Source organism: Duganella sp. CF517, assembly GCF_900110275.1.
Taxonomy (GTDB): Bacteria; Pseudomonadota; Gammaproteobacteria; order Burkholderiales; family Burkholderiaceae_D; genus Rugamonas.
On record NZ_FODC01000001.1, the window covers coordinates 995,802 to 1,019,875 of the forward strand.

The 24,074-nt window shown below is 67.1% G+C and carries 14 protein-coding genes; 3 read left to right on the top strand and 11 right to left on the bottom strand.

What is annotated here, in order from left to right:
• Positions 1-52: 52 nt before the first annotated feature.
• From BMX85_RS04260 to BMX85_RS04285, 6 genes are all read right to left on the bottom strand, one after another.
• Positions 53-1,807 carry a sensor histidine kinase gene (locus tag BMX85_RS04260; protein WP_090314406.1) on the bottom strand — a complete coding sequence of 585 codons (1,755 nt, stop codon included), beginning with the start codon at positions 1,805-1,807 and terminating at the stop codon, positions 53-55.
• On the bottom strand, positions 1,804-4,410 hold the full coding sequence (locus BMX85_RS04265) for a chemotaxis protein CheB (protein WP_229210270.1): 2,607 nt from the start codon (positions 4,408-4,410) through the stop codon (positions 1,804-1,806). The genes BMX85_RS04260 and BMX85_RS04265 overlap by 4 nt, the downstream gene beginning before the upstream one ends.
• Positions 4,411-4,569: 159 nt before the next feature.
• Positions 4,570-6,027 carry an efflux transporter outer membrane subunit gene (locus BMX85_RS04270; protein ID WP_090314407.1) on the bottom strand — a complete coding sequence of 486 codons (1,458 nt, stop codon included), beginning with the start codon at positions 6,025-6,027 and terminating at the stop codon, positions 4,570-4,572.
• A complete protein-coding gene (locus BMX85_RS04275) occupies positions 6,024-9,338 on the bottom strand; it encodes an efflux RND transporter permease subunit (RefSeq protein WP_090314408.1) in 3,315 nt (1,104 codons plus the stop codon). Before BMX85_RS04275 ends, BMX85_RS04270 begins: the two co-directional genes overlap by 4 nt.
• Entirely contained in the window at positions 9,335-12,454 is a 3,120-nt protein-coding gene (locus BMX85_RS04280; protein ID WP_090314409.1) for an efflux RND transporter permease subunit, read from the bottom strand. The genes BMX85_RS04275 and BMX85_RS04280 overlap by 4 nt, the downstream gene beginning before the upstream one ends.
• Positions 12,454-13,833, bottom strand: a complete 1,380-nt coding sequence (locus BMX85_RS04285) for an MdtA/MuxA family multidrug efflux RND transporter periplasmic adaptor subunit (RefSeq protein WP_090314410.1) — start codon at positions 13,831-13,833, stop codon at positions 12,454-12,456. Before BMX85_RS04285 ends, BMX85_RS04280 begins: the two co-directional genes overlap by 1 nt.
• 287 nt (positions 13,834-14,120) lie before the next feature.
• On the opposite strand from BMX85_RS04285, the gene BMX85_RS04290 reads away from it, so the two are divergent.
• Together BMX85_RS04290 and BMX85_RS04295 are read left to right on the top strand one after the other, a co-directional pair.
• Positions 14,121-14,855 carry a response regulator transcription factor gene (locus tag BMX85_RS04290; RefSeq protein WP_090314411.1) on the top strand — a complete coding sequence of 245 codons (735 nt, stop codon included), beginning with the start codon at positions 14,121-14,123 and terminating at the stop codon, positions 14,853-14,855.
• On the top strand, positions 14,855-16,120 hold the full coding sequence (locus BMX85_RS04295; protein WP_090314412.1) for an ATP-binding protein: 1,266 nt from the start codon (positions 14,855-14,857) through the stop codon (positions 16,118-16,120). Before BMX85_RS04290 ends, BMX85_RS04295 begins: the two co-directional genes overlap by 1 nt.
• A gap of 43 nt (positions 16,121-16,163) precedes the next feature.
• Here the strand turns inward: BMX85_RS04295 and sppA are convergent, their stop codons facing one another.
• From sppA to BMX85_RS04310, 3 genes are all read right to left on the bottom strand, one after another.
• Positions 16,164-18,038 carry a signal peptide peptidase SppA gene (gene sppA, locus BMX85_RS04300; protein ID WP_090314413.1) on the bottom strand — a complete coding sequence of 625 codons (1,875 nt, stop codon included), beginning with the start codon at positions 18,036-18,038 and terminating at the stop codon, positions 16,164-16,166.
• Between the two features lie 32 nt (positions 18,039-18,070).
• Entirely contained in the window at positions 18,071-19,534 is a 1,464-nt protein-coding gene (locus BMX85_RS04305; protein ID WP_090314414.1) for a sodium:solute symporter, read from the bottom strand.
• Between the two features lie 89 nt (positions 19,535-19,623).
• Positions 19,624-20,406 carry a DeoR/GlpR family DNA-binding transcription regulator gene (locus BMX85_RS04310; RefSeq protein WP_177196642.1) on the bottom strand — a complete coding sequence of 261 codons (783 nt, stop codon included), beginning with the start codon at positions 20,404-20,406 and terminating at the stop codon, positions 19,624-19,626.
• 186 nt (positions 20,407-20,592) lie between these two features.
• On the opposite strand from BMX85_RS04310, the gene BMX85_RS04315 reads away from it, so the two are divergent.
• Positions 20,593-21,123, top strand: coding sequence for a sugar O-acetyltransferase (locus BMX85_RS04315; RefSeq protein WP_090315223.1), 531 nt, complete (start codon positions 20,593-20,595; stop codon positions 21,121-21,123).
• A 12-nt stretch (positions 21,124-21,135) separates the two neighbouring features.
• Here the strand turns inward: BMX85_RS04315 and BMX85_RS04320 are convergent, their stop codons facing one another.
• Together BMX85_RS04320 and BMX85_RS04325 are read right to left on the bottom strand one after the other, a co-directional pair.
• On the bottom strand, positions 21,136-22,770 hold the full coding sequence (locus tag BMX85_RS04320) for an ATP-binding domain-containing protein (protein ID WP_090314416.1): 1,635 nt from the start codon (positions 22,768-22,770) through the stop codon (positions 21,136-21,138).
• Between the two features lie 70 nt (positions 22,771-22,840).
• Positions 22,841-24,052 (bottom strand): MFS transporter, encoded by a 1,212-nt coding sequence (locus BMX85_RS04325; protein WP_090314417.1) that lies wholly within the window; start codon positions 24,050-24,052, stop codon positions 22,841-22,843.
• Positions 24,053-24,074 lie beyond the last annotated feature (22 nt).

The window sequence follows — 24,074 nt, forward strand, 5'->3', positions numbered from 1 at the left end:
GTATATTCCTTATGCGGATGGCTGAAAATGCTTTTTGCGCATCGCCGGACCGCTAATCGCCTCCGCCTTGCGCGGACAGGTCGAAGCCCAGCGTCAGCTTGCAGCCGCCGCCCGCCACATACTGGCCGATCTCGAAGCTGCCGCCCAGCGCCGCCACGCGCTGCGCCATGCCGATCAAGCCGAAGGACTCGCTCTTGCCGTGCTGCTGCGGCGCGATGCCGATGCCGTTGTCGGCCACGCTGAACACCAGGCGCCCGGGCCGCGCCGCCAGCACGATCTCGACATGGCTGGCGAGCGCGTGGCGCCGCACATTGCTCAACGCTTCCTGCATGGCGCGGAACAGCACGATCGCCATGTCCGACGTGATCGCCGCGAAGGTCGCCTCGCCGGGCAGGGTCAACGCGCAGGCCATGCCGCTGCGCTTGCGGAACTCGGCCGCCTGCCATTCCATCGCCGCCTGCAGGCCCAGATCGAGCACCGCCGGACGCAGCTCGTTCATGATGCCGCGCACGTTGCGGATCGTCGTATCGATATTCTCCAGCACCCCGTTGACGCGCTGGTGCAGGCGCGCGTGACGCTCGCCGGTGCGCACGCTGAGCATGGAGATGTCGATGCGCAGCGCCAGCAGGTTTTGTCCCAGTTCGTCGTGGATGTCGCGGGCGATGCGCTTGCGCTCATCCTCCTTGACCGTCTCCAGGTGCTCGGCAAGCTTGCGCAGCTGGTCGCGCGATTCCTGCAGCGCGGCCTCGGTGCGTTTGCGCTCGGCCACCTCCAGCGTCAGCAGGCGGTTCGCCTCGGTCAGCTCGGCGGTGCGCGCCGCCACCCGCCCATCGAGCTCGCGCGACAACTTGAGCAGGTCGGCCTCGGCGCGCTGGCGCGCGGTGATGTCGGAGAACACGCCGATGAAGTGGCTGATGGCGCCGTCCTCGTCGCGGATCACCGTCAGCGACATCGCCGCGACATACGGCACGCCGTCGCGCCGGCGGTTGAACACCTCGCCCTGCCACCTGCCGTAGGCGCACAGGCAGCGCATCGCCTCGGCGTGGTAGCCCATGGGATGGGCGCCGGGCCGGCCCAGGAAGCGCGGATCACGGCCCAGCGCCTCCTCCACCGGATAGCCGGTCAGCCTGGTGAAGGCCGGATTGACGGAAACGATGCGCTTTTCGACATCGCACACCATCACGCCCTCGCCCATGCTGTCGATCACCTGGAAGGCGCGTCGGCGCGCCGCCTCGCGGGCGTCGGCGCTGCCGATGTCGGTCAGGATCATGCGGCACCTGCGGGCGGCGACATCCAGATTGGCCTCGATATGCACCTGGCGCTGGGCGCCGCCGCGCAGCGCGGCGAACAGCGGCACCTCCAGCACCGCGCGCCGTCCGCTGACCAGCAGCTCGGCCAGGAAACGGCGCAGGCCCGCCTGCGACTGCGGCGCCACGAACTGCTCGAACGAGCGGCCGCGCAGCTCCTCGCGGCGGCAGCCGAGCAAATCGCCGGCGGCGTGGTTGGCGCGCGTGATGCGCCCCTCCGGATCGAGCGACAGATAGCCGGCCGGCGCCTGGTCGTACAAGGCCGCGTAGTGCTCGCGCGCGGCCTCGGCCAGATCGCGCTCGGTCTGCACTTCGGCCAGCGCCACGTTCTGCATATCGAGCTCGATCTGGCTCACCTGCAGCTCGTGCCAGCGCTTGAGCGTTTCGCTGTCGGCGTCGGCCGGCGGCGGACGTCCGGTCTTGGCCAGCGCGGCGACCGCCTGCTCGGCCACGTAGCGCAGCCGGTCGGGATCGAGTTCGGGGCGCTGGCGCTTGTTCATAGCGGCCCCGGACCATTCTGCATGGACCGTAGCTGCGCCTCCAGCAGTTTCGATTCGGTGATGTTGATAAAGGTGACCACCACCCCGTCGATCACGTTCTCCACCGTCCGATACGGCATGATGCGCACCGTATACCAGCCGCCGCTGCGCGTGGGGATCTGTTTTTCGCAGAACACCAGCGTGCGCAGCACCTCCTGCGCGTCGGCCTCCAGCTCCGGATACAGCAGGTCGTTGACGATGTCGCCCAACGGCCGCTGGACGTCGCCCGGTATCAGCTTGTAGATGTGGGTGGTCTGGTCGGTGAAGCGGCGGATGCGCAGCTTGTTGTCGAGGAAGATGGTCGCCACATCGGTGCTGTTGAGCAGATTTTTCATGTCGCCGTTGACCACCGACAGATCGTCCACCTTCGACTGCAGCTCGGCGTTGACGGTGTACAGCTCCTCGTTGAGCGACTGCATCTCCTCCTTGGAGGTGGTCAGCTCCTCATTGGTCGATTGCAGTTCCTCGTTGGTCGACTGCAGCTCCTCGTTGGCCGACTTGAGCTCCTCGCGCGAGGCCTGCATCTCGTCGCGCACCGCCTGGATCTCCAGGCGCGCCTGCGCCAGCTGCTGCTCGAGCTCCAGCACCTGCGGGTTGGCCGAGCGCGAACGGCGCCGTTCCGACGGCAGCGGCAAGGTGGCGAAGGTCACCATCACGGTGCCCGACAGCGGTCCCGATTCCGGCATCGCCTCGGCCGTCAGGTCCAGCGCCTGCGACGGCCTGCCGGTCGCGTCGCGCTGTATCAGGCCGCGCACGGCGACCATGCCGTCGCCCTGGGCGGCGCGCTTGAGCAGGTCGGCCAGTTCGTGGCGCAGGCTGTCGCGCGCCATCGCGTGGATGTTCCAGTTGGCCTTGCCGGCTGCCGGCTCCAGGTAGGCGCCGGTGCGGCCATGGATATAGAGGATGTCGCCATGGACGTTGAGCAGCACGGCGGCCGGCGCGTGCTTTTTAAGCAGCAGCTGCTCGACCTGGGTTTGGAGGTTACCGTTCATGGATGGGCTGATAGGCTCGCTGGCAGAAGGAATGGACACGGTGTTGACACGCGTGGGGAAGTAGTTGGCCACGCGGTGGATGGACGCGTCCAGGCGCCGGTAGATGCGGCCGCCGCCGGACATCGGCGCGAACAATTCGTTGAAGTGGCCGGGCGTGTCGGCGCTGCCGAGCATCAGCAGGCCGCCGGTCTTGAGCGCGTAGTGGAACAGCGGGATCAATTGCTCCTGCAGCTTTGCGGTGAAATAAATCAGCAGGTTGCGGCAGCACAGGATATCGAGCTTGGTGAACGGCGGATCGGAAATGATGTTCTGGCGCGCGAAGATGATCGTGTTGCGCACGTCCTTGCGGATGCGGTAGCCGCCCTTCCCGCCTGGCATGAAGTAACGCTGCAGCAGTTCCGCGGAGACGTCGTCCTCGATGGCGGCGCCGAACACGCCCTGGCGCGCGCGGTCGATGGCGTCTTCGTCAAGGTCGGTGGCGAAGATCTGCAATGTGTAGCGCGCCGTGGGCCGCAGTTGCTCGAGCACCTCGTTGAAGGCGATCGCCAGCGAGTACGCCTCCTGGCCGGTCGAGCAGGCAGGCACCCATGCCTTGAAGGCGGCGCCCTCCGGATGCTCGGCCAGCAGTTGCGGCAACGCGCTCGCCATCAGGTACTCCCACACTTTGGGATCGCGGAAAAAGCTGGTCACGCCGATCAGCAGTTCCTTGAACAGCAGCTCGACTTCCGCCGGGTTGGCGTCCATATGGCCGACATAGGCGCCCAAGGTGAGGCACTGGCACAGCTTCATGCGGCGCTCGATGCGGCGCATGACGGTGCTCAGTTTATAGTCGGAGAAGTTGGCGCCGGTCTGCTTGAGCAGCAGCAGGAACAAGCGCTGCAGCGCCTCGCGCTGCGCCGAGGCCTGCGCCGGCAGACCGCCTTCGTGCCCGCCGCGCCACTCCGACAGGTGCGCCGGCATCTCCGATGGCTGCGCGACGATGTCGACCACCTCGGCGTCGATGGCGCTCAGGGGCATCGGGTCGAAACGCGCCGATCCGGGCTGCTGCGCCATGGTCAGGCCACCGTTCTCGCGTATCGCCGCCAGCCCCTGGGTGCCGTCCATGCCCATGCCGGAGAGGACGATGCCAACCGCGCGCTCGCGGCCATGCCCGGCCAGCGCGCGGAAGAAACTATCGATCGGCAAGCGGAAACCGCGTCGCCCCGACGACGGCAGCAGCGCGAACCGGCCGCCCTCGAAGCCGAGGTTGCGATCGGGCGGGATCACGTAGACATGGTCCGCTTCGACCGCCATGCCCTCGGTCACCTCGGCCACCACCATCGGCGTTACCCGCTGCAGCAAATCGGGCAGCATGCCCTTGTGGAGCGGATCGAGGTGCTGCACGACGACGTAGGCGAAGCCGCTGGCCGGCGGCACCGCCACCAGGAATTCGCAGATCGGATCGAGGCCGCCGGCCGAGGCGCCGATGCCCACCACCGTCACCGGCGACGGCGCGGCGGCTGCAGGCGGCGGCGCGCCATCGGCGGCAGCGGCGCGGGAAACCATGGCGTTGGGAAGCGGGCGTTTCGTCATCGTGGCATTCAAACCAACCGTAGGGGCCCCGCCGCCTGCTACACAAAGGATGCGGGCAGCAGGGTATGTGGTTTTTGTCTACAACTTGCCAGATGATTATACAAAGGTAGCGCCCAAAAACCAAGCGGCCACGCCCGGGAGCGTGCGCCAGCGCGCCTTCTAGTCGCTTGCGGCATGCCAGCCGCCGCCCAGCGACTGGATCAAGGCGATGGCCGTCGCCTGGCGGTCCGCCTGCGACTGCACCAGCGCGCGGCGCGCGTTGAGCGCCGTGGTCTGGGCGGTCACGACGTCGGTGTAGCCGACCTGGCCGGCCCGGTAGCGGTTCAGCATCTGCACCTCGACCTGGTCGGCCGCCTCCGATGCGATCCTGCGCAAGTCCTGCTGCTGCGCCAGCGCCCTGGTGGCCGACAGCTGGTTTTCGACGTCGGCGAACGCGGTCAGCACGGTCTGGCGGTAGCGGGCGATGGCGGCGTCGCGCGAGGCCTCGGCGCCGGCCACGCGGGCCCTGGTGGCGCCGGCGTCGAACAGCGTCTGCGCCGCCGACAAGCCCAGCGACCACAGGTTGTTGGAGGCGTTGAACAGCCCCGATGCGGCGTTGGAACCGACGCCGTAGGAACCGGTCAGATTCAGGCTCGGGAAATAGGCGGCGCGCGCGATGCCGATTTGCTCGTTGGCGGCGGCCACCGAGCGTTCGGCCGAGGCGATGTCCGGGCGGCGCTGCAGCAAGGTCGACGGCACGCCGGCCGGCACGTCCGGCACCGTGATATTCCACGGCGCCGGCGCCAGCGCGAAATCGCTGGCGGCCTTGCCCAGCAGGACGGCGATCGCGTGTTCGAGCGTGGCGCGCTGCCGCACCAAGGTGACCTGGTCGATGCGCGCGTTGGCCAGCTGGGTTTGCGCCTGCAGCAGATCCGACTTGGTGGTGACGCCGGCGTCGAAACGGTTCTGCGTGATCTGCAGCACGCGCTCGTAGCCTTCGGTGGTGGCGTCGAGCAGCGCCTTTTCGGCGTCGGCCTGGCGCAGCAGGAAGTAGTTGGTGGCCAGTTCGCCCTGGGCGGACAGGCGGGCGGCGGCCAGGTCGGCGGCGCTGGCCTGCAGGCTGGCCTGGGCGCTGTTGGTTCCCGCGCGCAGCCTGCCCCAGATATCCGGCTCCCAGCTGGCGCCGATGTTGGCGCGGTACTGGCTGGCGTTCTGCGTGTTGCCGCCGCCGCCGGAACGGGCGGCGGTGCCGTCCAAATCGACCGCCGGGAACAGCGCGGCGCGCTGTTCGACGACCAGCGCCCTCGCCTGCGCGTAGTTGGCGGCGGCGATGGCGACGTTCTGGTTCGAGACCTCGATGCCGTCGGCCAGCTGGTTCAGCAGCGGGTCACCGAACAACTGCCACCACGGCCCGCGTTCGAGCGTATCGGCCGGCGCGGCGACGGTCCATCCGGCGGCGGCCTTCTCGGCGTCGGTGGCGGTTTCCTTGAAGGCCGCCGGCGTCGGCGTCTGCGGCAGCTGGTAGGCCGGGCCGACGGCGCAGCCTGCGCTCGCCAGCACGGCCAGGGTCAGGACCGCCAGCGCGACCGCCCGATGGCGCGGCGCTGGATGGAGGATGGTTGGTGCGTGTGGGTTCATGGTGTGCTCGGCGACGGATCGCTGTGAATTTCGCTTGAATGCTTGCTTAATTGTTCTTCGGACGGGCCGCGTCGGCGCAGCTTGTCCATCAGGATGTAGACCACCGGCGTGGTCAGGAGCGTCAGCAACTGGCTGGCGATCAGGCCACCGATGATGGCCACGCCCAGCGGCCGGCGCAGCTCCGAGCCCTCGCCGAAGCCGATCGCCAGCGGCAGCGCGCCGAGGGCGGCGGCCAGCGTCGTCATCAGGATGGGGCGGAAGCGCAGCAGGCAGGCTTCGCGCACCGCCTCGAGCGGCGACAGGCCGCGCGAGCGCTCCGCCTCCAGCGCGAAGTCGATGATCAGGATGGCGTTCTTCTTGACGATGCCGATCAACAGGAAGATGCCGATCAAGGCGATCGTCGAGAACTCCATCTTGAAGATCAGCAGCGCCAGCACCGCGCCCACGCCCGCCGACGGCAGGGTGGTGAGCACGGTCACCGGATGGACCAGGCTTTCGTACAGGATGCCGAGCACGATGTAAATCACCACGATGGCCGCCAGGATCAGCAGCGGCAGCGACTTGTTGCTGTCCTGCGCCGACTTGGCGGCGCCGGCGAAGCTGCCGCGCACATTATTCGGCATGCCGATTTCCGCCTCCGCCGCCGCGATCTCGGCGGCGGCGTCGGACAGGCTGGCGCCGTCGGCCAGGTTGAAGGCGATGGTCGTCGCCAGCTCGCCGTCCTGGTGGTTGATCGACGTCGCCGTCGAGCTTTCCGCGAACCTGGCCATCGCCGACAGCGGCACCATGGTGGTGGCGGTGGTGCTCAGCGCGGAGCCCGACGACGCGTCCCTGACCGCCGGCGCGGCGACGTTGGCGGCGGTGGCCGTGCCGGCGGCCGTTGCGCCGGCCGCCGTCGCTCCGGTGCTCGTGGTCGTGCTCGCGGTCGTGGTGACCGTCGGCGCGCCGCTCGGATTACTGGCGGTGGGCGCCGGCAAGCCCTTCGACGGCACGTACACGTCCTTCAGCGATTCCGGACTCTTGGTGTAGTCGCGCGCCACCTCCATGATCACGTGGTACTGGTTCACCTCACCGTAGATGGTCGCGACCTGGCGCTGGCCGAAGCTGTTGTACAAGGCGTTGTCGATATCCCTGGCCGACACTCCCAGCCGCGAGGCGCTATCCTTGTCGACGGTGACGAAGGTTTCGACGCCGTTTTCCGCCTGGTCGCTGTCGACATCGACCAGCGATTTCTTAGCCTTCATCGCGTCCGCCAGGCGGGTGGCCCATTTCTTCAAATCGGCCTCGTTGTCGCTTTTGAGCGTGTACTGGTTGTTGGCGTTGGCCGAGCGCCCGCCCGAGCGCAAATCCTGCACGGGACTGAGGAACAGGCTCACGCCCGTGACCTTGGCCAGCTTGGGCCGCAGGCGCGCGATCACGGCGTTGCCCGCCACGGAGCGCTCGCTGGCCGGTTTCAGGTTGATGAACATGAAGCCGCCGCCGGCACGCCGCCCGCCGGTGAAGCCCACCACGGTGGCGACATCGGGATCGTCCTTGATGATGTTGACCAGTTGGCGCAGCTTGCCCTGCATGGCCTGGAACGAGATGCTCTGGTCGGCGCGGATGCCGCCGCTGACCTGGCCCGTGTCCTGCTGCGGAAAGCCGCCCTTGGGAATGGCCGCGAACAGATAGACATTCAGGCCGATCACGAACACGAGGCTGAGCATCACCAGCCAGACGCTCGACAGCGCCCAGTCCAGGCTATGTTCATAGCCCTTGAGGATCTTGTCGAAACCTGCTTCGAAGAAGCGCGCCACGCGGCCCGGCGGCTTGCCATGCTGGTCCGGCTTGAGCAGCCAGGCGCACATCATCGGCGTGGTGGTCAGCGAGATCACCAGCGAGATCATCACCGCCGCCGACAAGGTGATGGCGAACTCCTTGAACAGCGCGCCGAACTGGCCGCCCATGAACAGCAGCGGGATGAACACCGCGATCAGCGAGAGGCTGATCGACAACACCGTGAAGCCCACTTCGCGCGCGCCCAGCAACGCCGCCGAAAGGCGGTCCATGCCGCCCTCGATATGGCGCTGGGTGTTTTCCAGCACCACGATGGCGTCGTCGACGACAAAGCCGGTGGCCACGGTCAGCGCCATCAGCGACAGGTTGTTAAGGCTGAACCCGAGCAGGTACATCACGCCGAAGGTGCCCAGCAGCGACACCACCGTCGCCACCGCCGGCACGATGGTGGCGCGCAGGTTGCGCAGGAAAACGCTCACCACCAGCACCACCAGCAGGATCGAGATGATCAGGGTGACCTCGATCTCGTGCAGCGAGGAGCGGATCGAATTGGTGCTGTCGCTGGCGATGGCGACGTTGACGTCCGGCGGCATCTGCGCCTGCAACGCCGGCAGTTGCGCGCGCACGCTGTCGACCGTCTCGATCACGTTGGCGCCCGCCTGCGGCCGGATCAGCACCACGATCGCCGGCTGGCCGTTGAACAGGCCCAGATTGTTCACATCCTCGACGCCGTCGACCACCTCGGCCACGTCCTTGAGGCGGATCGCCGTCTCGTTGCGCCATCCGACCACTAGGTCCTGGTAGTCGCGCGCGTTGCGCCCGCCGCTGGCGTTGGCCGACTCGGTATAAATTTGCAGGCGGCGGCCCTGCCCTTGTAGCGCGCCGCGCGGACGGTTGGCGTTGGTGGCCTGGATCGCCGCGCGCACATCCTCCATCGACAGGCCGTAGCGGTTGAGCGCATACGGGTTGAGTTCCACGCGCACCGCCGGCAGCGAACCGCCGCCCAGTTCCACATCGCCCACGCCGGTCACCTGCGACAGGCGTTGCAGCACGGTGTTGGACACCGCGTCGTAAATCTGGCCCGGCGTGCGCGTTTTGGACGTCAGCGCCAGGATCATCACCGGCGAGCCGGAGGTGTTGGCCTTGCGGTAGGTCGGATTGCTGCGCAAGGTGGCCGGCAGATCGACGCGGCTGGCGTTGATGGCCGCCTGCACCTCGCGCGCCACCGCGTCGACGTTGCGGTTCAAATCGAACTGCAGGGTGATGTTGGCGGAGCTGGTGCTGGAGCTGGACGTCATTTCGTTGACGCCCGCGATCACGCCCAGATGGCGCTCCAGCGGCGTCGAGACGCCGCTGGCCATGGTCGACGGGCTTGCGCCCGGCAGGTTGGCGTTGACCGTGATGATGGGGAAATCGACCTGCGGCAGCGGCGCCACCGGCAGCACGAAGAACGCGCCGATGCCGGCCAGCGCGATGCCGACCGTCAGCAGGACGGTGGCGATCGGCCGTTTGACGAATGGCGACGACAGGTTCACAGCGCACCACCTTCGGCCGGCGTGTGTTTCAATGCCGGCCCATTCGGCTTGCCGCCGCCGAAGCGGCGCGCCAGGCTATCGAAGCCAAGGTAAATGACCGGCGTGGTGAACAAGGTCAGAAGCTGGCTGACGATCAAGCCGCCGAAGATCGCCAGGCCCAGTGGGCGGCGCAGTTCAGCGCCCTCGCCCCAGCCCAGCATCAGCGGCACGGCGGCGAACAGCGCCGCCAGGGTCGTCATCAGGATGGGACGGAAGCGCAGCAGCGCGGCCTGGTGGATCGCCTCGCGCGGCGGCTTGCCGCCTTCGCGTTCGGCGTCGATGGCGAAGTCGATCATCATGATCGCGTTCTTTTTGACGATGCCGATCAGCAGGATGATGCCGATGATGCCGATCACGCCGAGGTCCTGGCCGCTGATCATCAGCGCCAGCAAGGCGCCGACGCCGGCCGACGGCAACGTCGACAGGATGGTCAGCGGATGCACGTAGCTTTCATACAGCACGCCCAGCACGATGTACACGCAGACCACCGCAGCCAGGATCAGCCAGAGCTGGTTGGACAGCGAGGCCTGGTAGGCGCCGGATGCGCCGAGGAAGGTCAACGTCACCGACGGCGGGAACTTGATCTCGACGGCGGCCTGCCGGATGCTGTCGACCGCCGTGCCGAGCGAGACGCCGGCGGCGGTATCGAAGCCCAGGGTGGTGGCCGGATACTGGGCCACGTGCGTCACCTGCAACGGCGCCGGGCGCTCGCTGATGGTCGCCAGCGCCGACAGCGGCGTCGACTTGCCGGAACCGGTGCGCAACTGCAGATTGCCCAGGTCCTGCGGCGACGTGATGTCGTCGCTTTTCGCCTCGAGGATCACGCGGTACTGGTTGGTCTCGGTGAAGATGGTCGAGACGATGCGCTGGCCGAAGGCGCTGTACAGCGCGTCGTCGATCGAGGCGGCGGTGACCGACAGGCGCGAGGCGGTATCGCGGTCGACGGTGATGTAGGCGGCGTTGGCGCTGGCGCCGACGTCGGAAACGACGTTGCGCAGCTCCTTTTTGGTGCGCATCTGCTCCGCGAGCTTGGTGGCCCATTCATTGACGGAGGCGTTGTCCGCGCCCTCGATCGACACGCGGAACTGGGTCGGCCCGGATTCGGCGTCGATGGTCAAGTCCTGGGTCGGCTGCAGATACAAGGTCAGGCCCGGGATCGTCGCCACGCGGTTGCGCAGCCGGTCCATGGTCTCCTGCTGGCTGCCGGTGCGCTCGCGTTTGAGGTTGATCAGCATGCTGCCGGTATGGAGCATGGTGTTGTTGGCGGCGTCGACGCCGACCACGGAGCTCAGGGTGGCCACGTCCGGGTCCTCCAGCACCAGTCTCGCGGCCTGCTGCTGCAACTCGGCCATCCGGGCGTAGGAGACGGCCTTGCCGGTCTCCAGGCGCGCCTGCAGCTGCCCGGTGTCCTGGGTCGGGAACAGCCCTTTCGGGATCACCACGTACAGCAGCACCGTCAACAGCAAGGTGGCCAATGCCACCAGCAGGGTCAGGCCGCTGTGTTTGAGCACCCATATCAGCGCGCGGTCGTAATGACCGATCACCCAGTCGAAGAACTGCTGGAAGCGCACGGCGAAACGGCCCGGTTTCTCTTCGCCGTGGCTCTTGAGCCAGCGCGCCGACATCATCGGCACCAGGGTCAGCGACACCACGGCGGAAATCAGGATCGTGATCGCCAGCGCCATCGCGAACTCGCGGAACAGGCGGCCCACCACGTCGCCCATGAACAGCAGCGGGATCAGCACCGCGATCAGCGACACCGTCAGCGAAATGATGGTGAAGCCGATCTGCTTGGCGCCCTTGAGCGAGGCGGCCATCGGCGTCTCGCCCTCCTCGATGTAGCGGGCGATGTTCTCGATCATGACGATCGCATCGTCGACCACGAAGCCGGTGGCGATGGTCAGCGCCATCAGCGACAGGTTGTTCAGGCTATATCCGAGCAGGTACATGATGCCGCAGGTTCCGATCAGCGAGATCGGCACCGACAGGCTGGCGATCACGGTGGCGCGGATGCTGTGCAGGAAGGCGAAGATCACCAGCACCACCAGCAGCACCGCCAGCAGCAGTTCCATGCCGACGTGCGTGACCGAGGCGCGGATGCCGGTGGTGCGGTCGCTCAGCACCTCCAGCTTCATGGCGCCGGGCAGCCCCGCCTCCAGCTCCGGCAGGCGGGCCTTGATCGCATCGACCGTGGCGATGACGTTGGCGCCGGGCTGGCGCTGCACGTTGAGGATGATGGCCTGCTTGTTGCCGGACCACGCGCCCAGTTGCACGTTCTCGGCGCTGTCGACCACCTGCGCCACGTCGGCCAGGCGCACCGGGGCGCCGTTCTTGTACGCCAGGATCAGGTTCTGGTAATCCTTGGCGGCCACCAGCTGGTCGTTGGCGTTGATGGTGTAGGCGCGGGTCGGACCGTCGAAACTGCCCTTGGCGCCGTTGGCGTTGGCGGCGCTGATCGCGGTGCGCAAGGTGTCCAGTCCAAGGCCGTACGACGCCAGCGCATTGGTGTCGGCCTGGATCCGCACCGCCGGCCGCTGGCCGCCGCTCAGGGTGACCAGGCCGACGCCGGAGACCTGGCTGATTTTCAGCGCCAGGCGCGTGTTGACGATGTTCTGCACCTCGGTCAGCGGCATCGTGTCGGAGGTGATCGCCAGGGTCAGCACCGGCGCGTCGGCCGGATTGACCTTGGCGTAGATCGGCGGCGCCGGCAAGTCGGTCGGCAGCAGCGAGGAGCCGGCGTTGATCGCGGCCTGCACTTCCTGCTCGGCCACCTCCAGCGTCTGGCCCAGGCCGAACTGCAGCGTGATGATGGAGACGCCGGCGGCGCTGGTGGAGCTCATGCGCTGCAAGCCGGCCATCTGGCCGAACTGGCGTTCCAGCGGCGCCGTCACGGTCTGCCCCATCACCTCGGGGCTGCCGCCGGGGTACAGCGTTTGCACCTGGATGGTGGGGAAATCGACCTGCGGCAGCGCCGACAGCGGCAGGAACTTGAAGCCGACCAGGCCGGCCAGCACGATCGCCAGCATCAGCAGCGAAGTCGCCACCGGCCGCTGGATGAATGGAGCGGATGGACTCATTATTGTGCCGCGCCCTGTTCTTTGCGGTGACGGCGCTCGGCGGGCGGCGCCGACGCGCCTTCGGCGGCGGCCGGCGCGCCCGGCGCGGCGCCAGCGGCGGCGCCGGCGGCGCCAGCGCCATGCGCGCGGCGGCCGCCGCCGGCGCCCGGCAAGGTCACCTTGGCGCCTTCCTTGAGGCGGTCGGCGCCCTCGGTGATCACCTGCTCGCCGGCCTGCAGGCCGCTGGCGATTTGCACCTTGTCGACGGTGGCCTCGCCGCGCGTGATACTGCGCATGGTGACGCTCTTGTCGTCCTTGAGCACCCAGACGAAATCGCCCTTGGTGCCGTGGCGCACCGCGTTGACCGGCACCATGATCGCGTCCTTGATGGTGCGCAGTTCCAGGCGCACGTTGACGAACTGGCTCGGGAACAGCGTCGACTTGGCATTGTCGAAGCGCGCCTTGGCCTTGACGGTGCCGGTCTGCGTGTCGACCTGGTTGTCCATCGCCGCGAACTTGCCGCTGTCGAGGGTATTGGTGCGGGTGCGGTCCAGCGCCAGCGCCGGCAGGGCCGCGCCGTCGTCCACGCGCTGCATCACGCCCGGCACGCTGTCCTGGGGGATCGAGAATTCCACGTCGATCGGCGACAACTGGGTGATCACGGCGATGCCGGTGGAGTCGCCGGAGCCGACCAGGTTGCCGATGTCGACCACGCGCAGGCCGACCCGGCCCGTGATCGGCGCGATGACCTTGGTGTAGCCCAGATTGAGCTTGGCCGTGCCCTCGGCGGCGCGGTCGGTCATGACCGTGCCTTCGAGCTGCTTGACCAGCGCGCCCTGCGTGTCGACGTCCTGGCGGGCGATCGAATCCTGCTTGAGCAGCGTTTGATAGCGCTGCAGCGTCAGTTTGGCGTTTTCCAGCTGCGCCTCGTCGCGCTGGCGCTGGCCGCTGGCCTGCAGCAGCGCCATTTCGAACTGGCGCGGATCGATCTGCGCCAGCACCTGGCCGGCCTTGACCATCTGGCCTTCCTTGAACAGCACCTTTTGCAAGATGCCCGACACCTGCGGACGCACGGTGGTCGTCGCGGCGGCGGTCACGGTGCCCAGCGCATCGAGCGTGACCGGAATGTCGGCCTTCAGCGCCGTCGCCACGCCAACGGTGGTGGCCGGCGCGCCGCGCCGGCCGCCACCGGCGCCGGGACCACCGGGGCCGCCCGGGCCTCCGGGCCCGCCGGCGCCCGGCGGGCCGCCGGGCGCCGGCGCCGGCTGGTGCGTCAGGTACCAGGCCAGGCCGCCCAGCGCCGCCATCGCGGCGACAGCGATCACGCCGCCGACGACTTTACTGCGGCGGCTGCGCTTCGGTGGGTTGACGTTCTGAGTCGGCTTGGCTTGCGAATCCATTGTTATCCTTTTATAGGCTTGCGTGTCCATGACAAAAACACCATGGCGGTTGATGCGTGGACTCTAGCATATGCACCCTGCCCTGTCAGTGGCCTGCAACCCCGGGTTACAAACTCGCTACAAAACAGGGGATTTCGCCCGGCGGCGTTCATCCCGCTTTACATTTCTTTACGGGTTAGACATTCCGATGACATGCTTAAACGGCACACTTGCCCCTTTGACGATTGCGACATGGCGCCGCCCGCGCAACCTTGTGGAGCCGCGCGCCGGTCCGTAGAATGAACCGAATGAATACGACAAACGACCGCATCCTGCTGGTGGAGGACGATCCCCGCCTGGCCGAGATGCTCACCGAGTACCTGAGCCAATCCGGCTTCCGCGTCACGCACGCGCCCAATGGGCGCACCGCCGTCGCCCACATCGCCGCCGGCGAGGTCGACGCCGTGGTGCTCGACCTGATGCTGCCCGATATGGACGGCCTGGAGGTCTGCCGCCAGGCACGCGCCGTCTCGGACGTGCCGGTGCTGATGCTGACCGCGCGCGGCGACGCCATCGACCGCATCGTCGGCCTGGAAATGGGCGCCGACGACTACCTGCCCAAGCCATTCGAGCCGCGCGAGCTGCTGGCGCGCCTGCGCGCCATCCTGCGCCGCCGGGTCGACCTGGGTCATCTGGACAGCGCGCGCCGCGGCGCGGGAGCGCCGGTGCGCGGCGACTTCCTGCGCTTCGGCCGGCTGGAGATCGACCCCGATTCGCACTCCGCCAGGATCGACGGCGTGCCCTGCGAATTGACCGCCTACCAGTTCGACCTGCTGCTGGTGCTGGCGCGCCACGCCGGGCGCGTGCTTTCGCGCGACAGCCTGATGGAACTGCTCAAGGGCGAGCCGATCGAGGCGTTCGACCGCTCCATCGACGTCCACATGTCGCGCATCCGCGCCGCCGTCGAGGACGACCCCAAAAAACCGCGCCGCATCATCACCGTGCGCGGCGCCGGCTACCTGTTCGCCAAGGTGCAGGATTGATGAAGCGCCTGAATTTTGGCCTGCCGCGCCTGTACATCCGCTTCTACGCGGCGATACTGGTCATCCTGCTGCTGTTTTCGCTGGCCGTGATGCAGGTGTGGCGCCGCGGCGGCGGGCCGCTGGAGCGCTCCAACGCCACCTTGTCGCGCGTGATGCAGAACGTGCTGGCGCCGCCGGACGCGCCGCGCGAGGCGCAACAGGCGGCGCTGGAGAACGTGGCCAGGGGCCTGAACGCGCACATGACGCTCTACACCCGCGACTGGAAGCCGCTGGCGGTGGTCGGCGACCAGATCCCATCGCGCCACTGGCGCCAGCGCGGCATCACCGGCCCGCCGCCGGAATCGTTCGTGCGGCTGCCCGACGGCCGCAAGCTGCTGTCGAGCGAGCCGCTGGGGTTCGCCCGGCCCAGGGCGATGCTGAACAACACGCTGATGCTGCTGGCGGTGGGACTGGGCATCGCCGCCTTCCCGCTGGTGCGCGGGCTGACCAAACGGCTCGAGCGGCTGCAGCACGGCGTCGACTTGCTGGGCGCGGGCGACCTGAAGGCGCGCGTGCAGGTCGAAGGCAAGGACGAGGTGGCGCGGCTCGCGCTCAGTTTCAACCGCACCGCCGACCAGATCGAGCGACTGGTCGGCGCGCACAAGACGCTGCTGGCCAACGCCTCGCACGAATTGCGCACGCCGCTGGCGCGCATCCGTCTAGCGCTGGAGTTGATCAAGGACGGCGTCGACGCCAAGCGCCGCGCCGGACTGGAACAGGATATCGCCGAACTCAATGAGCTGCTCGACGAGATCCTGCTGGCCAGCCGGCTGGGGGCCGTGGTCGACGACACCACGCTGGAGGAAATCGACCTGCTGGCGTTGGCGGCCGAGGAATGCGCGCGTTACGACGACGCGGTGCTCGATGGCGAATCGGCGGTGATGCAGGGCGACCCGCGCCTGCTGCGGCGCCTGTTGCGCAATCTGCTGGAGAACGCGCACCGCCACGGCAAGCCGCCGGCGAACGTGGGCATCGCCAATGACGGTGGCACGGCCAGGCTGACGGTGTGGGATGACGGACCGGGCGTGCCGGAAGCGGAATTCGAACAGGTGTTTGAGCCGTTTTATCGCCGCCGCAACACGCGCGACAACAGTGGCGCGGGATTGGGACTGGCGCTGGTGCGGCAGATCGCGCGCCGCCATGGCGGCGAGGCGCGCTGTGTGTTGATGGCCGATGGGCGCAGCGGCTTCGAGATCACGCTGCCGCTGACACCGGGTAAACCATGATCCGTCGGCGGCCAGCACGGCGCCGCCGACGGCGGTCAATACATCACGGCGACTCGCACAGGCAATGCGTGATCGCGGTGAACGGCTTGCGCGACGCCGTCAGCTCCGACAACCAACCCAAATCCCTGGCGATGCCGTTCGCCGCGCTTGGCGGCAAGCCGGTGCTGGCCGTCACGCCCAGGTTCACCTGCTGGCTGATGGCCTTGGCCACCGCCTGCGCGGCCGAACCACCCAGCATATCGATCACGCGATCGAACTTGCTGGTTTCGCGCTCGATATACACCACGCGGAAATCCCCGCCAAGGCTGGCGCGCTTGGCGGCCGACTTCAACGCATCGTTATAGCTGCCCAGCGTATCGACCAGACCACGCTCCTTGGCCTGGGCGCCGGTCCATACGCGGCCCTGCGCCACCGCGTCGATTTTCTCCGGCGTGGTCTTGCGCGCCTTGGCCGCGCGGGTCGTGAACTCGGCGTAGATATGGTTGATGCTGCCCTGGATGACCTGCGCGAAGCGCGGATCGAGCGGCCGCAAAGGATTGCCGGCGTCGCCCAGCCAGGTGGTCGGCTGGCCGGCGGTGTGGATGCCCAGCTTGTCGATCACCTTGTCGGCGGTCGGCAGGATCGCGAACACGCCGATCGAACCGGTGATGGTGTTCGGATCGGCGATCACCTCGTCGGACGCCATCGACATCCAGTAACCACCGGAAGCGGCCACGTTACCCATCGAGACCACCACCGGCTTGCCGGCGGCGCGCGTCAGTTCCAGCTCGCGGCGGATCAACTCCGAGGCGAAGGCGCTGCCGCCGGGCGAATCGACACGCAGCACGATGGCCCTGATGCCGTTGTCCTCGCGCGCGGCGCGTATCAGCTTGGAGGTGGAATCGCCGCCGATGGAGCCGGGACCGGCGGTGCCGTCGCTGATCTCGCCCTGCGCCACGATCACGCCGACGGCGTCGCCGGTCAGCTTGTGCGGCGTGCGCGCCAGGTATTCGTCGAAGCCGACCTGGCGGAAGCTCTTGCCTTCCGCGTCCGGCGCGCCGCGCTTGATCATCAACTGGCGGATTTCATCGCGGGTTTTCAGGCCGTCGACCAGCTTGTCCGCCACCGACAGCTTGCCCATGTCGCCATTGAGCGCGGCCACCTGGGCGGGCAAGTCGTTGATGTTCTTCATGATCTGCCCCTGCGGCATCTTGCGCGCCTTCTCGACGTCGTTGGTGTACGCCGTCCACAGCGCGTTGTTCAGATACGACTCCGCCTCGCTGGCGGCCTGCGACGGGCCGTTGGCGACATAGGGCTCGCCGAAGCTCTTGTAGGTGCCCACGCGCAGCAGGTTGACCGTCACGCCGACTTTATCGAGGGCGTCGCGGTAGTAGTTGCGATAGCGGCCGAAGCCCTCCATCAGCACCATGCCCATCGGGTGCATGTACACCTCGTTGGCGTGCGAGGCGAGCAGGTACTGGCGCTGGTCGTAGCTGGAACCCCAGGCCACCACCGGCTTGCCGGAGGCCTTGAAGCGGTCCAGGCCCGCCGCCACTTCGCGCAGCATGGCCTGGCCGCCGCCTTCCATTTCGTCGGTCAGCAGCACGGCGGCGCCGATCGACGGGTCCTTGGCGGCCGTGTCGAGCACCGTCAGCACGTCGCGCAGCTGGATCATCTTCAGCGTTTCGCCACCGCGCGCGGTGGTGACCAGCGCCTCGCGCGCGCTGACGCTGGACTGTTCGACCAGTTGACCCTTCAGGTCCAGCACCAGCGTGGTCTTCGATTGCAGCGGCTTGAAGCCGCCGCCGAAGATGGCGTAGGCCAGCGCGATCAGCAACGCCAGGAACAGCAGGTTCAGGATCGTGCGGCGGCCGGCGTCGAGCGCGCGCCAAAAGAAAGCGAAGCCGCTACGAATGTAGGAAAACGGGGATCGGGCCATTGATACTCCAAGTGATTGCGTAATTTACAAGATCATACTGCATGCGGCCTGCGCTGTCCCGGTACCGAAATAAGGAGCAAGCCTCCAAACACCAGCAAACCGTTCATGATAAGCAATTCCAGACCCAAACGATAGTTACCGAATAGTAATTTTTGATTGACATCAACGACGTAGCAGAGCGCGGGACCGGCCAACGCCACCAGCGGCACCCAGCGGTCGCGCACCGCGCGGCGGGTCAGGATACCGAAGGCGAATAACCCCAGCAACGGGCCATAGGTATAGCCGGTCAGCTTCAGCACAAGCCCCACCATGCTGGCATTGTCGATCCATTTGAACATCAGCACCAGCAGCAGGAACAGCGCGCAGAAGGTCAGGTGCACGCGGTGGCGCCATCGTACCTTGGCCGCTTCGGGCAGATCGGTGCGGCGCTGCATGCCGAGGATGTCGATGCAAAAGGTCGACGTCAGCGCGGTCATCGCGCCGTCCGCGCTGGGGAACAGCGCCGACACCAGCCCGATGAAGAAGATCAGCTGCAGCGCCGCCGGCATGTGCCCCATGACCACCGCCGGGAAGATCTTGTCGCCGCTGGCCGCCAGGCCCACCGTCGGCGCGTACAGGTACAGCAGCCCGCCAAGGAACATGAACAGCACCAGGACGGCGGTCAGCACCAGCGTCAGCAGCAGCATGTTCTTCTGCGAGTCGCGCAGGGTCTTGACGGAGATATTCTTTTGCATGATCTCCTGGTCCATGCCGGTCATCGCCAGCACGATGAAGAAGCCGGCCAGCACCTGCTTCCAGAAATAGGCGGGGCTGTCGACCGAGGTCGTGACCACGTTGGTCAAGCCCTGGGCCCGCATGCGCGCCAGGCTCTCGGGCAGGCTCAGGTTCATGTCGTGCAGCAGCCAGCCGACGCAGGCCACCAGCCCCAGCACCATGCCGGTGGTTTGCAGGGTATCGGTCCAGACGATGGTCTTGACGCCGCCTTCGTAGGTGTACAGCAGGATCATGCCCAGGATCACCACGGTGGTCAGCCAGAACGGCACGCCCATATTGTCGAGGATGGTGATTTGCAGGATGTTGACGACCAGATAGAGCCGCGCGGACGCGCTCAACGTGCGCGACAGGATGAAAAACGCCGCGCCGCTCTGGTAGGAACGCGTGCCGAGCCGGACGTCGAGGTAGTGGTAGATCGAGGTCAGCTTGAGCCGGTAGTACAGCGGCAGCAGGACATGGGCGACGGCGATGTAGCCAAGTACGTAGCCGAGGATCACCTGCAGATAGCCGAAGCCGTCGCGGCCGACGGCGCCGGGCACGCTGACGAAAGTGACGCCGCTCAGGGTGGTGCCGACCATGCCGAACGCCACCAGGATCCAGTTGCTGCTTTTGTTACCGATGAAGAAGCTGTCGTTGGTGGCGTTGCGGGAGGTGCGCCAGGCGACCCCCAGCAGCAAGGCGAAATAGGCGAAGATCAGGCAAAACAGCGTGACAGCAGACATGAGGATTATCCAGCGGCAAGTAATTCAAATCGCCGCCAATATACACCCCCGCCCCCGCCCGCGTGCGGCAGCCGACTCCAGCTAGCGGCTCACGCCGCTTCCCACGGCGCCGCTTTCGACACCACGGCGTCCGCTTCCAGCAGCGGCCGGAGCGCGGCGTCGGCCACGTCATGCTCAAGGATGAAGCCGCTGACGCCGTTGATCTGCGCTACGCGGAACGGCGCGCTCGTGCCCAGCTTCTCGTTTGTCGCCAGCACCGTGACCTTGGCGCTGGCGGCGACCAGCGCCCGTTTGAACTGGGCGTCGGCCGGGTCGAAAGCGCTGACGCCGGTGGACGCGGCGATCGCGCACGCGCCCAGGAACAGGCGGTCGATATTCATGCCCGACACCGTGGCGATGGCGCCGGCGTCGACGCTGCCGCCGAGCGCCGGGGTGACCACCCCGCCGACCAGGATCAGCCGCAGATCGGAGCGCTTAAGCACGGCAGCGGCGATATCGATGGAATTGGTGGCCACGGTCAACTCCAGGCCATCTTTCAAAAACTCGACGATGAGCAGGTTGGTGCTGCCGCAATCGAGAAAGATCAGCTGTCCGGGTTCGACCGTTGCGGCGGCCGCGCGCGCCAGGGCCGCCTTCTGGCGCTGCGCGGTGTGCATTCTGACGGCGATCGGTTGCGCTGCCCCGGAGGTCGGCATGGCGCCGCCGTAGATCCGCTGGCACAAGCCCTCCGCCGCCAGCGCGCGCAGGTCGCGCCGCACGGCGTCCTCGGAAACGGCGAATTCGGCCGCCAGCAAGGCGGCCGAAACCGTCTGACCGCCGGACAACCGTTCGGCGATCGCGGCGCGGCGTTCAAGGGGAAGGATAGGATTCATGGGCGCATGATAACACGCACAAACGTGCATAAACAATCGACAATCGCCGGTGGCCGCTCGCCACATCAGGCGGAAACCCATTGCAACGGAGGGCGGATTGGCGTATCGTTCGGATACACGTTAGTGCACGTTCATGCACGTTTATGCATAAAGGATACAAAATTGGGACAGACGCAAAAACAGAAAATGCTGGCGGGCGAGTTCTACACCGCCGCGGACGCCGAGATTCAGGCCGATCAAGCGGCCGCGCGCGACTGGATGGAACGCTACAACTGCGGCGTCGGCCTGACGCAGGACCAGCACCGCGAACTGCTGGTGGAAGGCCTTGGGGGCGTCGGCGAAGGCGTCGTTATCCGCCCGCCCTTCCACGTCGACTACGGCTACAACATCAAGGTCGGCAATGGGGTGTTTTTAAACTTTAACTGCGTCATTTTGGACGTGGTGCAGGTCGAGATCGGCGACATGACCCAGATCGGTCCGGGCGTGCAGATCCTCACCGCCGACCATCCGCGCGAGCCGGCGCTGCGGGCGCAAGGGCTGGAGTTCGGGCGTCCGATCCGCATCGGGCGCAACGTCTGGATAGGCGCGGGCGCGCTCATCATGCCGGGCGTGACCATCGGCGACGACGCGCTGATCGGCGCTGGCAGCGTGGTCACGCGCGACGTGGCGCAGGGCGTGACGGTGATGGGCAATCCGGCGCGGCCGCGCTCCGCCTGATCGCGGCCGGGCTTACATCCGGTCGAGCAACTGCTGCCCGGCGCGCTCGCTGAGCACCAGCACCAGCTTGAGCCGGGCGCGCGTCATGCCCACGAACAGCTTGCGCAGCACGCGCTCGTCGATCTCGGCGAAGTCGATCTCGGTGAAAATCACCGCCGGGGCCGACTGGCCCTTGAAGCGGTACACCGACTCGGCCAGCAAGCCGCCTTCCCGGTACTCGGGGTTGCCGAACAGGTCGTAGACGCCGGTGAACGACTTCAAGGTGTGGGCGTCGCTCAGCTTGTCCAGGTTGAGGATGGCCGATTTTTCGCGCCCGCGGAACGAGGCGATGGCGATGTCGTGGCGCGCGAAGCCGGCGCCCAGGCACAGGGTGACGGCCTTGCGGGTTTGCGCCAGCATCGCCTCGGTATCGCCCTCGGGATACATCAACTCCTCGATATCGGCGCCCTTGAACGGGCTGCCCGCCTCCACCGGCGAGGCGGTCGCGCCGATCGAGGCCAGCATGTCGACGATCTGGCGCGGACTGCGGTAGTTGGTGTTCGAATGCAGGGTGACCCAGCCCGGCAGCGGCACCATCGCGCGGCCGTACAGGTTCTGGTTCGGGTCCTCGAGCCAGATCGCGCGGCCGTCGTCCTTGAGCATGCGCAGCAGGATGTCGCGCCAGGCCGGCGAAAAATCCTGGCCCTCGTCGACGATCACCACGTCGTAGCGCCACTCCCCGGGCAGCGGCGAGGCGGTCATCTGCGCCTCGATCTGCTCCCACACGCCGGGCGCGCCGTACTCGGGCACCTGGTCTTGCGCGCGCATGAAGGCGTCGCTGAGCATGTGGAAACTGGCGACCTTGCCGCCGGGCGGCACCAGGCGCTCGATATGGTCGGCCAGCGGCCGGTTGTAGCACACGTACAGCGGCGACAGGCCGGCGTCGATGGCGGCGGCGTATTCGGCCAGCGCCAGCTGGGTCTTGCCGCTGCCGGCGGTGCCGACCACGTGCAGGCGGAACGGCGTGAACTCCAGCCGCCGCGCCCAGGTCGCCAGGCCGCCGGACAGCCGCGCGACCATTTGCGCGGCATTGCCGATCATCGAGCTGGGATCGGGCCGCAGGCTGAGCATGTTGCCGAGGAAGCGCGTGACCTTGTCGAACTGTTCGCCGGGCTTGGGATCGGTGATGGGCAGGATGTCGCGCACCACTTGCGCCAGGCGGTCCTTGCTGGTGGCGTCGATGATGTGACGCGGATCGATGCCCGCCAGATTCGCGTTGCGGACGGTGTAGTCGGGGCAGTACAGCAGATAATCGATGGACAGCTCGCTGCCGAAGCGCTCGCTCAAGCCCTTGATCGAACGCATGATGTGGTTGGCCACCTTGCGCGGCTTGCCCTCGTAGTTGCGCACCAGGCCCTCCTGCGTCTCGTTGAGGAAGCCGGACTTCTGCTCGATCAGCAGCATGCGCCCGTTGGGCGCGACGATGATGAAATCGATCTCGCCGTACGCCGAGAAACCGTTCTCGACATTGGTCCAGTGGACGCCGTGATAGATGCGATAGGGAGCGCTGGCGAGGGTGGATTCGAGATAGGTGAGCGTTTCAATCTCGCGCGCGGCGGTGCCGGTGACGGCCATCTCTTGCCAGCCGGTAGGATGAAGATGAGCCATGAAAGGTGGGCGGGTCTGCCGTCAATGAAAAAAAACATTGTAAGGCAGATCCGCCGTTGTCAACGTCCCATTAGTGCGATGCGACGCGCACGCGCTGGGCCTCGCCGGCGACCTGCCGGCGCGGATTGAGACGGTCGAGGCGGCCGCTGAGCGCGGTCAGGCCGAACGCGCCCAGCACCACCAGCGCGCCGATCCAGCCGGTGTGCACCAGGCCGGCGTGCTCGACGATCAAACCGCCACCCCATGCACCGGCCGCGATGCCCAGGTTGAAGGCGGCGATATTCAGGCCCGAGGCGACGTCCACCGCGCGCGGCGTGAAGTGCTCGGCCTGCTGGACCACATACACCTGCAACCCGGCCACGTTGCCGAAGGCGAAGGCGCCCCACACCAGCACCGTCGCCAGCATCAGCCATTTGAACGGCGCCACGAAGGTGACGACCAGCAGCACGGCGGCCAGACCCAGGAAGATGATCTTGAGCGCGCCGATCGGTCCGCGCGCGTCGGCCAGCTTGCCGCCCCAGATGTTGCCCACCGCGACCGAGACGCCGTACACCAGCATCACCAGCCCCACGGCGCCGGCGCTGAAACCCGAGATTTCCTGCAGAATCGGCGCCAGATAGGTGAAGGCGATGAAGGTGCCGCCATAGCCGACGGCGGTCATCGCATATACCAGCAACAGGCGCGGCTCGCCCAGCACCTTGACCTGCTGCAGCAACGAGGCCGGTTTGCTGTGCTGGATCGTCGACGGCACGAACAGCAGGCTGCCGATGAAGGCGAGCACACCCAGCGCCGAGACGGCCAGGAAGGTCTCGCGCCAGCCGAAATGCTGGCCGATGAAAGTGCCGAGCGGCACGCCGGTCACCAGCGCCACGGTTAATCCGGTGAACATGATGGCGATCGCGCTGGCGGCCTTCTCCTTCGGCACCAGCGAGGTGGCGATGGTCGAGCCGATCGAAAAGAACACGCCGTGCGCCAGACCCGTCAGGATGCGGGCGATCACCAGCGATTCGTAACTGGGCGCCTTCCAGGCCAGCAGATTGCCGGCGGTGAACAGCACCATCAGCGAGACCAGCAGCGTTTTACGCGGCAATTTTCCGGTCAGCGCGGTCAGCACCGGGGCGCCGACGGCGACGCCCAGCGCGTACAGGCTGACCAGCAGACCGGCGGACGGCAGGTTTACGCCAAGATCGGCGGCGATGGTCGGCAAAAGACCGACGATGACAAATTCGGTGGTCCCGATGGCGAATGCGCTGATGGTCAGCGCCAGCAAGGCAAGTGGCATGACTTCACTCCTGAAAAGTTAA

Bases quoted from the DNA above. Each gene is read 5' to 3' on its own strand.
- BMX85_RS04260 (WP_090314406.1), bottom strand. From the start codon at position 1,807: ATGAACAAGCGCCAGCGCCCCGAACTCGATCCCGACCGGCTGCGCTAC.
- BMX85_RS04265 (WP_229210270.1), bottom strand. From the start codon at position 4,410: ATGACGAAACGCCCGCTTCCCAACGCCATGGTTTCCCGCGCCGCTGCC.
- BMX85_RS04270 (WP_090314407.1), bottom strand. From the start codon at position 6,027: ATGAACCCACACGCACCAACCATCCTCCATCCAGCGCCGCGCCATCGG.
- BMX85_RS04280 (WP_090314409.1), bottom strand. From the start codon at position 12,454: ATGAGTCCATCCGCTCCATTCATCCAGCGGCCGGTGGCGACTTCGCTG.
- BMX85_RS04285 (WP_090314410.1), bottom strand. From the start codon at position 13,833: ATGGATTCGCAAGCCAAGCCGACTCAGAACGTCAACCCACCGAAGCGC.
- BMX85_RS04290 (WP_090314411.1), top strand. From the start codon at position 14,121: ATGAATACGACAAACGACCGCATCCTGCTGGTGGAGGACGATCCCCGC.
- BMX85_RS04295 (WP_090314412.1), top strand. From the start codon at position 14,855: ATGAAGCGCCTGAATTTTGGCCTGCCGCGCCTGTACATCCGCTTCTAC.
- sppA (WP_090314413.1), bottom strand. From the start codon at position 18,038: ATGGCCCGATCCCCGTTTTCCTACATTCGTAGCGGCTTCGCTTTCTTT.
- BMX85_RS04305 (WP_090314414.1), bottom strand. From the start codon at position 19,534: ATGTCTGCTGTCACGCTGTTTTGCCTGATCTTCGCCTATTTCGCCTTG.
- BMX85_RS04310 (WP_177196642.1), bottom strand. From the start codon at position 20,406: ATGAATCCTATCCTTCCCCTTGAACGCCGCGCCGCGATCGCCGAACGG.
- BMX85_RS04315 (WP_090315223.1), top strand. From the start codon at position 20,593: ATGCTGGCGGGCGAGTTCTACACCGCCGCGGACGCCGAGATTCAGGCC.
- BMX85_RS04320 (WP_090314416.1), bottom strand. From the start codon at position 22,770: ATGGCTCATCTTCATCCTACCGGCTGGCAAGAGATGGCCGTCACCGGC.
- BMX85_RS04325 (WP_090314417.1), bottom strand. From the start codon at position 24,052: ATGCCACTTGCCTTGCTGGCGCTGACCATCAGCGCATTCGCCATCGGG.